The organism is Nocardia sp. NPDC057663, assembly GCF_042799895.1.
Classification (GTDB): Bacteria; Actinomycetota; Actinomycetes; order Mycobacteriales; family Mycobacteriaceae; genus Nocardia.
Genome location: NZ_JBHVHX010000011.1, coordinates 62,728 through 75,749, shown reverse-complemented (window position 1 = coordinate 75,749; position 13,022 = coordinate 62,728). Strand labels below are relative to the sequence as shown.

Annotated in this window: 12 protein-coding genes; 8 read left to right on the top strand and 4 right to left on the bottom strand. The window is 65.3% G+C overall.

Annotated elements, in window-relative coordinates; translation table 11 throughout:
• Positions 1-43: 43 nt before the first annotated feature.
• The 3 genes from ACFVAV_RS22555 to ACFVAV_RS22545 are packed head-to-tail and all read left to right on the top strand — an operon-like array spanning position 44 to position 2,184.
• Positions 44-259: a hypothetical protein gene (locus ACFVAV_RS22555; protein WP_379037067.1), complete on the top strand. Its 216-nt coding sequence runs from the start codon at positions 44-46 to the stop codon at positions 257-259.
• The gene (locus ACFVAV_RS22550) at positions 256-1,767 is read left to right on the top strand and encodes a hypothetical protein (protein ID WP_379037066.1); all 1,512 of its coding nucleotides are present in this window, start codon (positions 256-258) and stop codon (positions 1,765-1,767) included. The genes ACFVAV_RS22555 and ACFVAV_RS22550 overlap by 4 nt, the downstream gene beginning before the upstream one ends.
• Before the next feature lie 57 nt (positions 1,768-1,824).
• A complete protein-coding gene (locus tag ACFVAV_RS22545; RefSeq protein WP_379037065.1) occupies positions 1,825-2,184 on the top strand; it encodes a hypothetical protein in 360 nt (119 codons plus the stop codon).
• Here ACFVAV_RS22545 and ACFVAV_RS22540 read toward each other — a convergent pair.
• The gene (locus ACFVAV_RS22540; protein WP_379037064.1) at positions 2,162-2,794 is read right to left on the bottom strand and encodes a hypothetical protein; all 633 of its coding nucleotides are present in this window, start codon (positions 2,792-2,794) and stop codon (positions 2,162-2,164) included. The genes ACFVAV_RS22545 and ACFVAV_RS22540 overlap by 23 nt on opposite strands.
• A gap of 237 nt (positions 2,795-3,031) precedes the next feature.
• Complete coding sequence (locus ACFVAV_RS22535) at positions 3,032-3,922, bottom strand: phosphotransferase family protein (RefSeq protein ID WP_379037063.1); 891 nt, start codon at positions 3,920-3,922, stop codon at positions 3,032-3,034.
• A gap of 588 nt (positions 3,923-4,510) precedes the next feature.
• Between ACFVAV_RS22535 and ACFVAV_RS22530 the strand changes: the two genes are divergently transcribed.
• The 4 genes from ACFVAV_RS22530 to ACFVAV_RS22515 all read left to right on the top strand — a co-directional run bounded on the left by ACFVAV_RS22530 (position 4,511) and on the right by ACFVAV_RS22515 (position 9,289).
• Positions 4,511-4,777, top strand: a complete 267-nt coding sequence (locus ACFVAV_RS22530) for a hypothetical protein (protein WP_379037062.1) — start codon at positions 4,511-4,513, stop codon at positions 4,775-4,777.
• A 49-nt stretch (positions 4,778-4,826) separates the two neighbouring features.
• Complete coding sequence (locus ACFVAV_RS22525) at positions 4,827-5,435, top strand: hypothetical protein (RefSeq protein ID WP_379037060.1); 609 nt, start codon at positions 4,827-4,829, stop codon at positions 5,433-5,435.
• On the top strand, positions 5,432-5,878 hold the full coding sequence (locus tag ACFVAV_RS22520; protein ID WP_379037059.1) for a hypothetical protein: 447 nt from the start codon (positions 5,432-5,434) through the stop codon (positions 5,876-5,878). Before ACFVAV_RS22525 ends, ACFVAV_RS22520 begins: the two co-directional genes overlap by 4 nt.
• Before the next feature lie 819 nt (positions 5,879-6,697).
• A complete protein-coding gene (locus ACFVAV_RS22515) occupies positions 6,698-9,289 on the top strand; it encodes a DEAD/DEAH box helicase (protein WP_379037058.1) in 2,592 nt (863 codons plus the stop codon).
• A 77-nt stretch (positions 9,290-9,366) separates the two neighbouring features.
• On the opposite strand, the gene ACFVAV_RS22510 is transcribed toward ACFVAV_RS22515, so the two are convergent.
• Positions 9,367-10,923, bottom strand: a complete 1,557-nt coding sequence (locus ACFVAV_RS22510; protein ID WP_379037057.1) for a protein kinase — start codon at positions 10,921-10,923, stop codon at positions 9,367-9,369.
• A gap of 74 nt (positions 10,924-10,997) precedes the next feature.
• Positions 10,998-12,395 carry a protein kinase gene (locus ACFVAV_RS22505; RefSeq protein ID WP_379037056.1) on the bottom strand — a complete coding sequence of 466 codons (1,398 nt, stop codon included), beginning with the start codon at positions 12,393-12,395 and terminating at the stop codon, positions 10,998-11,000.
• A gap of 256 nt (positions 12,396-12,651) precedes the next feature.
• Between ACFVAV_RS22505 and ACFVAV_RS22500 the strand changes: the two genes are divergently transcribed.
• Positions 12,652-13,020, top strand: a complete 369-nt coding sequence (locus ACFVAV_RS22500) for a DUF732 domain-containing protein (protein WP_379037055.1) — start codon at positions 12,652-12,654, stop codon at positions 13,018-13,020.
• Positions 13,021-13,022 lie beyond the last annotated feature (2 nt).

Sequence of the window (13,022 nt, the reverse complement as noted above, 5' to 3'; positions counted from 1 at the left end):
CGGCAGTACGTTCTGCCGGACGCCGCACCGAAGGAGACGGTCCGTGCCGGATGCCCTGGCCCAACTCACCGCGACGCTCGGCGCCCCGCCGCCGCCGGAGTTCGCCGAGCTCACCCCCGACGAGCTGACCCGCCTCGACGCCTACGTCCGCGCCGCGCTCGACAACCGCCGCGCCGCCCTCGACGACGCCGTCAACTCCGGCATGCGCCTGATCCCCCGCCTCGCCCGCCCCGCCGTGAAGAAGGTGCTCGGACTGTGACCACGACCCACCACAGCACCGCCGAACTCGCCAAGCTCGCCCGCGTGCTCGACCGCCCCGACCCCACCGACCTCACCTTCCTCGCCGACCTCCCACCCGCCGCCCTGCGCCAGTTCCGCGACCAGATCACCGGCACCATCGCCGACCGCGAATCCCACCGCATGCATCGCATCGGCGCCGCCGCCAAACTCATCCCCGCCCCGATCGCCGCCAAGATCACCGAAGCCGCCTTCGGCCCCGTCCTGGCCGCCGCGATCGCCGGCTCGGTAGACCCCGCCCGCGCCGTCGCCATCGCCGGCGCCCTCTCCCCCACCTTCCTCGCCGACGCCACCGTCACCCTCGACCCCCGCCGCGCCACCGCCCTCATCGCCCAGGTCCCCGACCGCATGGCCGCCGCCACCGCCCGCGAACTCATCGCCCGCGGCGACTACCTGACCATGGGCCGCCTCGCCGGCACCGTCCCCGACCAGGTCCTGCGCGCCGCCCTCCCCCACGCCGCCGACATCGACCTCCTCCACGTCGGCTACTACCTCGAAGACACCGACGCCGCCGACCGCCTCCTCACCATCGTCACCGACCGCGTCCCCGGCATGATCCGCGCCACCGCCGCCGAAAACCAATGGCCCGAAGCCATCGCCCTCCTAGACCTCCTAGGCCCCACCGAACGCTCCCACCTGGGCAACGTCGTCGCCGACCAGTCCCCCGAAATCCTCGACGCCCTCCTCACCGCCGTCACCGACCTCGACGCCTGGGACACCCTCCTCCCGGTAGCCGCAGGCATGAAACCCACTGCCCTGCAACGCCTTGTCGAACGCCCGACCATGCAGGACCCCGCCGTCCTCACCGGCATCGCCGACCTCGCCCTCACCCAGGACCTCTGGCTCGACCTACTCCCCCTCGCCGAGCACCTGACCCCCACCCAACTCCACATCGTCGCCGCCCGGATCTCCGCCGAATCCGACGACGCCCTCACCGCCCTCATCGAACAGGCCCACACCGGCAACCACTGGGACACCCTCATCCCCGTAGCCATGGCACTCGACGAATCCGACCGCCGCCGCTTCGCCGCCCTCCCCGTCATGCACCGCCCCGACACTCTGTCGGCCGCCATCACGACGGCCGCCGCCCACAACCTCTGGCCCGCGGCCCTCCCCCTCGTCGACGTCCTCCCATCCCACACCCACGACCTCCTCGCCACCACCATCTCCACTCTCTCCGCCCCGGACTTCCACGCCGCCCTCACCGCGGCCCCCGCCGCCGGCTCCACCACCACCCTGATCCGCATCGTCCTCCGCCAAGACCCCGCCGCCCGAGCCCACTCCCTGACCCTCCTCGCCGACTCCGACGACCTCGAGTCCCTGGTCACCTCCTTCACCACCACCGACCCGGAAATCTGGAAGTCCGTGGCGGCCATGAACTCCGAACTCCCACCCCGCCTCCGAACCCTCCTCGCACCCCAGGCAGCCCACTGCGGGCACAGTGACATCGCCGAGGTCCTGTCGACCTGACCCACCGACGAACCGCGGTCACCGCGACCGACCGCGATTCCCACTACCATCCGCGCCATGCACCCCATAGGCAGCCGAAAGCGCAACCAGCCCGCCCCACCCCAGGCCGTCTATGCCGCCCTCACAAACCCGGACCGCGACCCGTCCCGTCCCTGGCTGATCCTGCTCTCCGACGAGCAACGCCCGATCACCCTCGAGGACAACGATCCCGACCTCGTCATCTGGAGCTCACTGTGGCCGAAACACCCCACGGCCCGCATCCGCTTCGACCTCCCCGCGGCCGGCCGAGGCGGCACCGACCTCCGCTGGACCCTCTACATCGACACGCCGAACCTCGACGACTCGACAGTCGGGCATCTTCGCTACCGCCTGAACACGCTGATCAACGCGAACCTCAGATTCTCGTTCGGCCAATGAATCGAGATCCGTTGCGCGGGTATGGCGCCCGGAACCTGCCAACGCGCTCACGAATCGATCTTCGCCGCAGCCCATCACGAGTCAGAGCGAACCGATCACGCAACACCGGGTCCGCTTCGATACGAGCGACCGTGTCCGCATCGGGCAGGTACGGCCGAGCACGCACAACCCACTCCCGACGCAACTCCGGAATACACACCTGGATTTCGTCGAACTCCCAGGTCTTCCGGCCGGACCAATCCATCTGCTCGGGTTGATCCTGAAAACCGGTCGCATAGCCGAGATAGTCGTTCCACACCGCATACGAGGTCGCCAACGCCACTTCAGCGGGCACATCGAGCGTCAACAACCACCGACCGTGCGCCCATTCATGATCACCGAGCAGCATTCTCGCCGACGTCCGAACGGCCCCGCGCCGCCACGCACGACCGGGCCAGCACCACACCGGCGGCGCGTCACCACCATCGATGCCGCGCCGCCGCATCTCCGCCACCATCTCGACGTACGCACCACGCCAGTTACCGACAACCAGATCCCATTCGGCGCGGTAGACACCGACATGGCGCAACGTCGTCACCACTTCCGGCGCCTGCAGCGTCCAAAGTCTCATCCGCGCAACCATATCGGTGCACCTACCACCGGACTCGACTGAACCCGATCCACATCCTCATCGCCCACGGCCCTACCACACACCCGCGATCGCCTGCCGACAACACCAAGCCTCCAGCCACGACGACACGGGGCCACTGCGGTGAGACCCGAGAGTTCTATGTCCGAAGGGTCTCACCACGCGGTCGCTACCCGTCGCGCGGTAGTCGGCATGCCCCATGGCCAAACGACGAGTCTGTTAGAGCGCATCCCAGCGCCACGGTCGGCCAATTTCGCCCCGCAGGCAGGCAAGACGATGGCGCACCTGGCCCGCTGCGTTCTCGCTGGTTGCTGACCGCGATAGCGCGAAAACGGTCCAGCGGAGTTCTTGGATGTCGGCGAGCAGCCGGAAAGCCGGGTTCGTGGTGATGTCAGCGCCATAGGCGTCTACGAAAGCTAGGTAGTCGGCCTCCGACAGACGGTCGAAATCGGTGTGGTCAGCCGCTATCGGTATGAGGTCCCACTCTGGTCGGCTCAGAGAGACTCTGTCCAGATCAACGATTATCGGCCTTCCTCCGAACGGAACGACTAGGTTGCCTTGCCACGCGTCGCCATGAATGACCGACTTCCGAGCGGGAGGCCCAAGCTCGAAATGCTGGTCGCACAGTCTGTCGTGGTGGTCGAGAAGCCAAGCGCGGTCCTCAGCGGCCAGGCGACCTGTCGACGTGATTGCTCGGCGCAACCCGGCGAACGGTTCGTACTCTGGGAGCACGAACGTTGTCGGCGGCGCGAGGGCGTGAAGTTGGCGAAGCGTGGTCGCGAGTTCAGCAGGTGTCGCTGCGCGGTGGGCCGGAATCCGCTGCCACCAGGTGATCGGACGATCATCTACCACGACCAGGGGAATAGCGACATCGGCAATGTGAACCGCTGGCAGTCCAGAGGCGTTGAGCCACTGTGAGATTCGTAGTTCTTGTTCGGCCGCATCTGTTGTTCCGGCCTTGCCGACCCGCCCGATGATGTCGCCCACACGGTAAATCGTGTTGGACCCCGCCCGGACGAGCTCCGCACGAGTTGGATCGATGCCGCTGATAGCCGCCGCTTGCTCGAGAATGGCCAGCGCGCTTGCCTCGATAGGTTCGGGGCTGCTCATGAAGCTGGCTCGCGCGCCGCTGCCAGCCCGCGAAGCTCGGTTGCGATACGCGCCGATGTCAGTGCGCGGCTATGACCCACTGCTTCCATTCCGATCGCCGCCGCGTCGCGGGGGTCTCCGAGCTTCATCGTCAACGCTGCTAGCCGAATCTACAGGGACTACGAACTCGACATCCTGGCCGACGTGCCGGCCGACGCCACCATCCACCGTGTGAAGGTTTGGCGTGGTGCGAACCATGACGCGGGCAGCCCGTACCCAGGTTGGCGGATGCGAGTGGTCGTGGAGGCGGCGCGCCGAGACCCGCCGATCGTACCGACATTTCCGGAGGACTTCCCCGAGGAGTAGACATGTGAACCGGGCAAGATTCACCACCCACGAACGTTGGGTCCAGCCAGTACGACAAAGCACGGCCTGGCATCGACCGATGCGGATCTCAGCCACGCTGGACACCCCATCACCGGCGGATCAAATATCTAGCGGCACAACGCTATCCGAGTGCGGATTCCGATCCGATACGATGGCTGATTGGCGCTTGCTCTTCCTCGAACGTGCCAGAGCCCCTATCGAACAACCCCGGAGCGGACGGTAGTGACGAACGACGGCTGGGAAGAGATCGCGCCCCATCAGATCCGCAAGGAGATCGACAAGCCGATCTACGTGGTGGTTACCGAGCTAGTCGAGCAGCGCGGGTTTCGTATCCGGCGACAAGGCCACAAGATCGCGCTGTACTGCCCATGCGGGCCCGATGGAAGGTTCATCACTATCGGTGGCACAGTCCGGGACGCCGACGCCGCAGCCAAACGCATCAAACGCGCAGCCAAACGATGCCCTGACCAGCACGACCTCATGCGCTAGCCCCTGTTGTCAATTGACAACAGGGCAGGTGGAGGGCATCATTGAGGACATGACGACGCACGATGTCGCGAGCTTTGAGTTCATGTTCGTAGTCGAAGGCATCACAGACGCCTTCGACCCGAGAATCGAGCTCGTCGAGGCTCACCTCGATTGCGTCTTGGAACGTCACAGCGAACTGACGTTGGTGACACTGGCCGCGACTGGAACCTCGGCTTACATCGCGGGCGTGCATGCTGTGCACATCCTCGAAACCGCTGGAATACGCGTCACCCGCACCTACGCGGACCTTGTCACCAGGCAAGATATCGCCGACCGTGCCGAGGTCACTCGCCAAGCAGTCGGCAATTGGGTGCGTGGCGAACGGTGCGGAACGCAGCCGTTTCCTGCGCCGACGAATCTCGCAGCAGGTGGCTTGTGGCTATGGCGCGATGTGAACAAGTGGCTCGCAGCACGTGGACTCGAGCACGATTCCACCGACCACCTATCACTCGATACTCTCGCACAGATCGACGCGTGGCTTTCCAGCCGGAGCTGCGCGAGAACCGCTGACGCCTCCGTGTTTTCCGAGATCGGTTACATCGCAAACTCGCCACGGTTTGCGCATGCCGAGAGTTCTGTCGACACAACCCAATTCGAGCAGTGGACGGTCGCGCGGTGACCGAAGCCGACGAGACTCCGATCCAGGTCGACACTGTCGACGGGCTCGTCGATATCGCTGAGCTCGTCGATATCGTGTTTTTCGAGGTTGCCGGCAAACGCACAACCTCTAGTTCGCAGACAGAGGCCAACGGTTCAACCGACATCGATATCTCGGTGCGGACCACAAGCACCGGGATCGATGTTCGCTGCTTGTGCCGGGTCATTGGTGGTGGGGGTGAGTACGTGTGTGACGCGGCGGCACGATATGACTTCGGCCGATCGATCACGATCTCTGATTCAGTGCTCCCCGAGTTCGTTCAACGAGTTGGCGTTATGGCTGTGTACCCCTACCTCCGAGAAGCAATCACAGCATCTGCCGCAAAACTCCGTCTCACCCCACCGTTGTTACGGCTGTTGCGACCCGGGGACGTGCACGCTGCCCCCAAAGCACCGCCGCTATAGCAACTGATCAGCCACCCGCCGACCGATCGTCGACGAGAAACCGCTGCAGCGTCGCAGCCGCTTCCTGGGTCAGAGGATCGTGCACTCCACATGAATCTACGTAGAGTTCTCTTGATGTCGTCGATCTTCATCCTCACCGGGTGCGCCGAGACTCGAGATGAATCAGTCGCCCGATATTCAGCGATTTCGAGCATGCATCGTGCCAAGGTCGATGCCGCTACCACCACCACTCGCGTCCCGAATCGAACCGGGATCCACACTCAGCGGCACGGTCCGTGTGCGCCTACCACTGCAGGTGCTGCACCCGGAAGGACCCTCGGCGACCGAATACTTGCCACCTCTTGCCGGGCCCCCGTATTCGGTGTCGTTCTGTCTGGGTTTCTCGTCGACCGCCGGTCCCAATCCAGTCGATGTCGACGGCGAAGCCCTGTACGACGAGTTGGCCGCAGGGCCAGAGACCGTCGCATGCAGCACTCCACTCCAACTACCTTGAGCTGGACCGATCTCAGTCGACCCGATCAAGGTCACGGTCCGGACACATAACCCCGCCAGCATCGCCCGATTCCTGCCAAAATCGAGTCCCGAAGTTCTCTCTCGACGGAGCAGTGCGTGACGAAGATTCGATCCGACCGGAAGCAGCAGGCGATTCGCGCGGTTCTCGGTGCCGGCTCCCGAACTACTGCGGAGCTCGTCGCGCAACTCTCCGAACGAGGGATTCGGATCGATTCCACCGAACTGTTTCTGCTGTGCAGCGAATTCGGATTGGCAACCTTCGACGAGGTGACCAACACTTGGGCAGCGCCGGGTACGACCCGACCGGTGGCGACAACACGGCCAGAACGCCGGGAGGCCGACCGGCAGGTCGGTGTCCGCAGGCAGCCCGGTCTCGAGATCACCCGGCGCGTCGAACTCCAGAAGATGCGCGAATCCCTGCTCGACGACGAAAACCCGGACACACCTGTCGAATACCCGATCCATCCGAGCTGGCCTGCCATCGCCGCGGAGGTATCGGCGGCGCTGCGCGACGAACTGTCGACAGTCACCAGGCAGAGGACCCAGCAAGAAATACCATTGGTTGCAGGCGAACTCGTCGAGCGTACGCCCACCCGGATGATCGTCCGCTATGAGATCCAGAGCAGTGACAATGTCCGCGAGGGTCTCACCGCCACTCTCGTACCCGCCGAGAACTCTGGCGTTGCCGAGGCTGTAGAAGCCGAAGTCCTCACTCAGTTCGGCGCCGAGATCACGCTGAAACTTCCTGCCGACAGTGTCTTTCGGGAGACCGCGCGGCTGCGCTGCGACCTGTCGTGGCTGGTGCATCGCCAGATTCAGGCCTACGCCGAGTTCCGTGCCGATGCGGCACCCGGCTTCTGCACGGAGGCCGCGCTGGCCACGATCAGCCCCGCTGGTCTCCTCGACGCTGTCCCGCCGCTCGACCCGTGCACAGTCATCGGTCTGAACGATCGGCAGGCCAGCGCCGTCGCGCATGGAATGCAACCGCGCGTCACCTGGTTGTGGGGCCCACCGGGTACCGGCAAGACCACCACCCTTGCTGCGCTGCTCGCCGAGCTCCTCGATTCGGGAAGGACCGTGCTACTCGCAGCTCCCACGAATGCTGCGGTAGATGTCGCGCTCAGTGCTCTGCTTGCCCGGCGGCCGACATTCCGCAACGGTGAGGTTGCCCGTATCGGTGTCACCGACAGCACGGCGCTCGTCGGCTTGTCGAGGCCGGTCGTGCTCGACGAGATCGCGGCCGCCGCTGGGGAAAGGCCCGCCCGCCGGTTGGTGGAGGTCCAGGCCGAACTCGGCGAACTCCGTGGCCGCCTGCAGGCGGCCACCGAAGCGAAATCGCCCGACCGCATCGCGTTGACCCGCAAGATCGCCGACCTCACCGAATTCCAGCGCGAGCTCGGCACGCTGCTCCGGGACGTCCGCGACCAGGTAATCCGAAAGGCGAAGCTGGTCGCCTGCACGACGCACCAGGTGATGCTGAAGAGCCTGTACGCCAAGCACTTCGATACCGTCATCATCGATGAGGCAAGCATGGTCTCGTCGGCAATGGCGATGCTCGTCGCCGGTGCGGGTAACGGCCACACCATCATCGCCGGCGACTTCCGTCAGCTTTCGCCGATCGTCCAGGCCGAGTCACCCGGCTCTCAGGAGTGGCTCGGCCACAGCGCTTTCGAGAAGTCGGGTATCGCCGAGGCGGTCCGCCGCGGCCGTCCGCCTGCCAATCTGATCGCCCTGAACCAGCAGCACCGTATGCGCCGGCAGATCGGAGACGCCATCGGCACGGCCTTCTATCCCGAGGTGAACCTGCGCACCGCGTCGTCGGTCCACACTCGACCCACCCGGACTGTCCACACCGACCAAGCTCAACTGGTCATTGTCGATACCGGCGGCCTCGCCGCGCTTGTCGCCCGCCGTGGTGGCACCAGCTCCCGCTACAACCTGGCCAACGCCCAGCTCGCGGGCAATATCGTGCACGTCCCGCTCAACACAGCAACCAATCCGGGTTCGGTCGGCCTGATCAGCCCGTTTGTGCCGCAAGCCCGCCTGTTGCAAGCCCTCACGGCCGGCCGGCAACCCGCGGCAGTGGCGTCTACCGTCCACCGCTTCCAAGGCGGCGAAACCGATATCGTGCTCTACGACGCCGTCGAGTCCACCGGCAGTCGATTCGACCCGCATGCCTGGTTCACCAAGACCCACATGGGCAGCGAGGGCGCCCGGCTACTGAACGTCGCCATGAGCCGCGCCCGCGAACAAGCAATCCTGTTGGCCGACATGAGTTATCTCCGCACCATCTGCCCAGCAGGCACGCCGGTGCGCCGATTCCTCTCACACATGAGCGAATACGCCGAGCTTCGCTCCTGGTCGGCGGTTGCCGACAGCTCAGGCCCGACACGGCGCGAGCAAACCCTCACCCAGGTGCTCGAGGACATCGCCGCCGCGACCAGCACCATCGACATCTTCACCGCCGCCACCGACGGGCCGCTCACCCGCGAGATATCCGAGGCAATCGCCGCCCTCCCCGACACCGTGAAAGTGTCGATCTGGTACCGCGCCGACGACCCCACCAGCTTGCGGTGCGTGGAAGACCCACTCCGCCACCACCACACGATGCTGCACCCGCTGCGCCCGGTCTACGAGTCATGCATCGTCGCCGACTCTGTCGTCTGGTCGGCAACCGGCCCGATCCTGGGCAGCCGACCCGGCACCCTGCTCCGCACACAACACGCCAACCTGGCTGACGCCTTGCGACGCCAATTCCTGCGCCGCACGATCGGTGACGCACCCGGTACCGGCGAACACGCGGTGCGCTGCGGATGCGGTTCGCTGCGTGTTCGGGAGGAAGCCAGCGGCGGGCCCAGGAAGGGCGCCTACAGCGTCTGCCGGTCTTGCGGCGATTAGAGCTACACGGCCGGTCCAACCACCTGCGACCTCGTCAGCAGAGTAGGTCGAACGCGCCGGCCACGAACCAGATCCGATCAATCCGGCGGCGGCTCTATGGCCGTCAACTGGTCGAGCGCATCCAGCGCCGCGCGGGTGATGGCGTCGTCAGTGCCGCGCAGAAGGAGTAGATCGTCGTAGACCTCGTTCAGCACGACAGCGGCTTCGAGCCGCTCCCCGATCAGAGTCAGCAGCCGACCGAGACTGAGACGCAGTTCCAACGCGAGTTGACTTCCGTCGCCTTGGCTTCTACGCACCTGCGCCAGCAGCATCCTGGTCTCGGCTACGGCAGTAGCCAACTCACCCAGCTCGGCCCGACAGGTCACCGCGAATTTCCGGCACTGCAGAGCCAGCTCGTCATCGGGGCCGACCAGCAGCGCGAAGCCATCGGCAAGCTGATCGAATGTTGTTCCAGCCCTGCGGAACTCACCGCCAGACAAGAACGCTTGGGCAATCTTCCGCCGCAGTTCGAGAGACCGGCGATCCTCACTATCGGGGGCTGCTTCCGGCACTACCCTGGCGAGCACATCCGCAGCCTGCGCAAAACGACCTTCGTCGACCAGCTGCTGATACTCGGCCTCCCCCGCCGCAATCTGCTCGTCGAGTTCAGAATTGGCCGGGAGCACGGCATCGCAGCCGAGAAGCGGAGTCGAGGCCCGACGTAAACCAGGTTGCCTCGGTGCGTTCGGCCGCCGGAAGATCTCGACTGGGTCCGGGAATCCAGTCGGCACCAACTCCGAACACAGCGGTGTGGTGGGAGATTGCAGCAGCGCCAGTAGTCGGTCGAAGACCGATTCCGCATCGATCGGCCGACGCTCGGGTGACTTCGCCAGCAGGTCGAGTACCAGCATATTCAGGTCCGGCGGAATGTCCGCACGAAGTGAGGCAGGCGGGACCGGGTCGGTAAAGGCGTGGTGGTGGGAGACGGTGGGCGCACTGCCGATGAAGACCGGTCGTCCGCAGAGCATTTCGTACAGGATGCAGCCCAGTGCATAGAGATCGCTCCGTGGCGTGGGTTTGACCCCGATACCTTGCTCGGGCGACATGTAGGCGACGGTGCCGAGCATCATGCCGGTCATCGTCAGTTTGGGAGTGTTGGAGGCCAGGAGGGCAGCGAGGCCGAAGTCGATGATCTTCACCGTGCCGTCGGCCGACAGCAGGATGTTGTCCGGCTTGAGGTCGCGGTGCACCACCGGGAGTGCATGTGCGTAGGCGAGCGTGGTAGCGATCTGAGCGGCAACGGCGACAGCCCAGCCGACCTGCAGCTCGATGTCCTGGCTCAGGTAGTACTGCAGGGTGGACGCATCGGCGACGTACTCCATCACCAGGCACACTTCGGCGAGATCGGCGTCGAGGATGGCGTCGAACACTTGCGGTACGCCGTGGTGCCGGATCCGCGCGGTGACCCTGGCTTCCCGACGGAACCGTTCGGCGAGTTCGGCGACCTCGGCGCTGGATCGGGCCTGACTCAATCGGATGAGTTTCACCGCAACCTCACGGTCGAGCACGGTGTCGTAGCCGCGCCACACCGATCCCATCGCGCCTGAGCCGATCTCGTCGATCAGCTCGTACCGCGTACCGATGCGCGTTCGCACCGTCCATCACCTGCCGTTCCTTCGAGCCCCACGATGTCGTCGCCCAGCGGGATCGGCTGGAATTGCGCAGCCAGTCAGTCGTTCCGGACATTTCTGATCTGTGCCGCCAGTTCGATGACGCGACGGTCCTGCTCACCGTACCGAACGGCCATCCGCGTGTGGAGCTGCTGCAGCCGCTGCACAGCACCGCGAGCGTCACCGGCGCCGACATCACAGCGTGCCAGTTGCCGTTGGCAATACGTCACCTGGTCGTCGTAGGGCCCCCAGACCTCGGTCAGCTCGTCGATCAGGGGGCGGTACAGGTCGGCGGCTTCGCGGTATTCACCGGTCTCGAGGTGGAGGTCGGCGAGCCTGGTCCGTGCTTCGACCACCTCGCGATCGTGTGCACCGAGAACCGGGGCGACTGCCTCGACAACGGTCTTCAGCCGGCTCGCGGTATCCGCGGGTCGCGCGGCGCCGGTGAGCTCCCGCGTGCGTTCGATCGCCTGCCGCAAACCGACCCTTTCACTGTTCACCACGGCGGTCGATGCGCCGTCGGGCTCATCCTCGGGCTCGGACCGTGTGTGTTCCGCGGCACCGACTGCCAGCGCGTACATCAGCGCGGGCCCGTCGAGCCCGGTCACTTCCGACAGCGAACCCAACCCGGCCGCGTGCCGGAGCAGACCGGCGTGCACCACGGCAGCGTCGTGTGGTCGTTGCGCAGGCGACTTGGCGAGCATGCACATAACCAGCTCGGCCATGTCCGCCGGAATCCCGAGACATGCGGTCACGATCTCGGGTGCCGGCCGATGAATCTGGTTCTGCCACACAACAAATGGTGTCCCACCGGTCATCACCCGTTTCCCGGTGAGCAGTTCGTGCAGTACCAGTCCGAGCGCGTACAGATCGGTCTGCGGCACGACAGCTTTGGCTTCGACCTGCTCCGGCGCCATGAAGGCGGGCGTACCGAGCGTGGCTCCCGTCGTGGTGTAGCGCGTCACGTCACCATCGAGGACTACGGCGAGCCCGAAATCGAGGACCTTCACGGTCCCGTCGGGACACAACATGAGGTTCGACGGCTTGAGATCCCGATGGAAGATCCGGTGACGGTGCGCGGCGGCCAGCACCGCGGCCGTTTGCGCACCGAGCGCGGCCACGACACCGACCGGCAGCGATCCGTGGTTGGCCAGCAAATCGTCGAAGGTGATGCCCTCGACGAATTCCATCACCAGATACGGCCGTTCCGGGCTCCCTGGAAGAAGGCCCGCGTCGTAGATTGCGGGCAATCCCGGGTGGCTCAGTCGCGCCATCACCTCGGCCTCGCGCAAGAAGCGCTTGGTCCAGCCCGGGTCGTTGTCCAGGCTCGGCTGGGTGAACTTCACCGCGATCCGACGCTTGAGATTGCGGTCGAATCCTTCGTAGACCCGCCCCATCCCGCCGGACCCGATCTGCGCGAGGAGCTCATACCGATCCCCGACAACCTGCGGTTGCACGGCAACTACCTCCGTCAGTCCGACCACGATGCCACGGCGAGCAGCCTGCACACCTCCCTCATCTTCCCATCTCGTCTGCCGATCTGTTTGCCGTAGCGCAACCAGGACAACAACCACATCACGATTGACAATGCTTTCAGCAATACATATGATTTACATCGCTCAGCGGAACACTCCCGTAGAGCAACGTCATCAGAGCGCAGTCAGGCTCATCCCGACCACACGCTCAGCCCCACCGCACCATCGAGGACCACCCATGCGCACACCCACCCTCTCGGCCCTGCTCGCCATCGGCGCAGCCACGCTCACCCTCACCGCCGTCGCGCCCAGCGCTGTCGCCGCCCCGAACACCGGCTCCGCCGGCGGTTCTTCGAGCAGTGGATGCGGCCCACGCAGCAACGCCGATCGACTGTTCCTGCGCGAGTCCTACCACGACCGCGAGGATTGTGAAGTCCAGGATGCCGCCATTCAGCTGGCCCTGTCGGAGTGCAGGTGGCTCGATACCCACGGAGGCTCCGCAGCCAACCAGATCGAGCTCGCAGAAAGCACCAGGGACACGCTCGAGTACCCATTCACCTTCCTCGACGCAGCCATCCAGGCGTATTGCCCGCAACACATGCTCTAGCG

Excerpts from the sequence above, each read along its gene's own strand:
- ACFVAV_RS22545 (WP_379037065.1), top strand. The coding sequence starts at position 1,825 with ATGCACCCCATAGGCAGCCGAAAGCGCAACCAGCCCGCCCCACCCCAG.
- ACFVAV_RS22540 (WP_379037064.1), bottom strand. The coding sequence starts at position 2,794 with ATGAGACTTTGGACGCTGCAGGCGCCGGAAGTGGTGACGACGTTGCGC.
- ACFVAV_RS22535 (WP_379037063.1), bottom strand. The coding sequence starts at position 3,922 with ATGAGCAGCCCCGAACCTATCGAGGCAAGCGCGCTGGCCATTCTCGAG.
- ACFVAV_RS22525 (WP_379037060.1), top strand. The coding sequence starts at position 4,827 with ATGACGACGCACGATGTCGCGAGCTTTGAGTTCATGTTCGTAGTCGAA.
- ACFVAV_RS22500 (WP_379037055.1), top strand. The coding sequence starts at position 12,652 with ATGCGCACACCCACCCTCTCGGCCCTGCTCGCCATCGGCGCAGCCACG.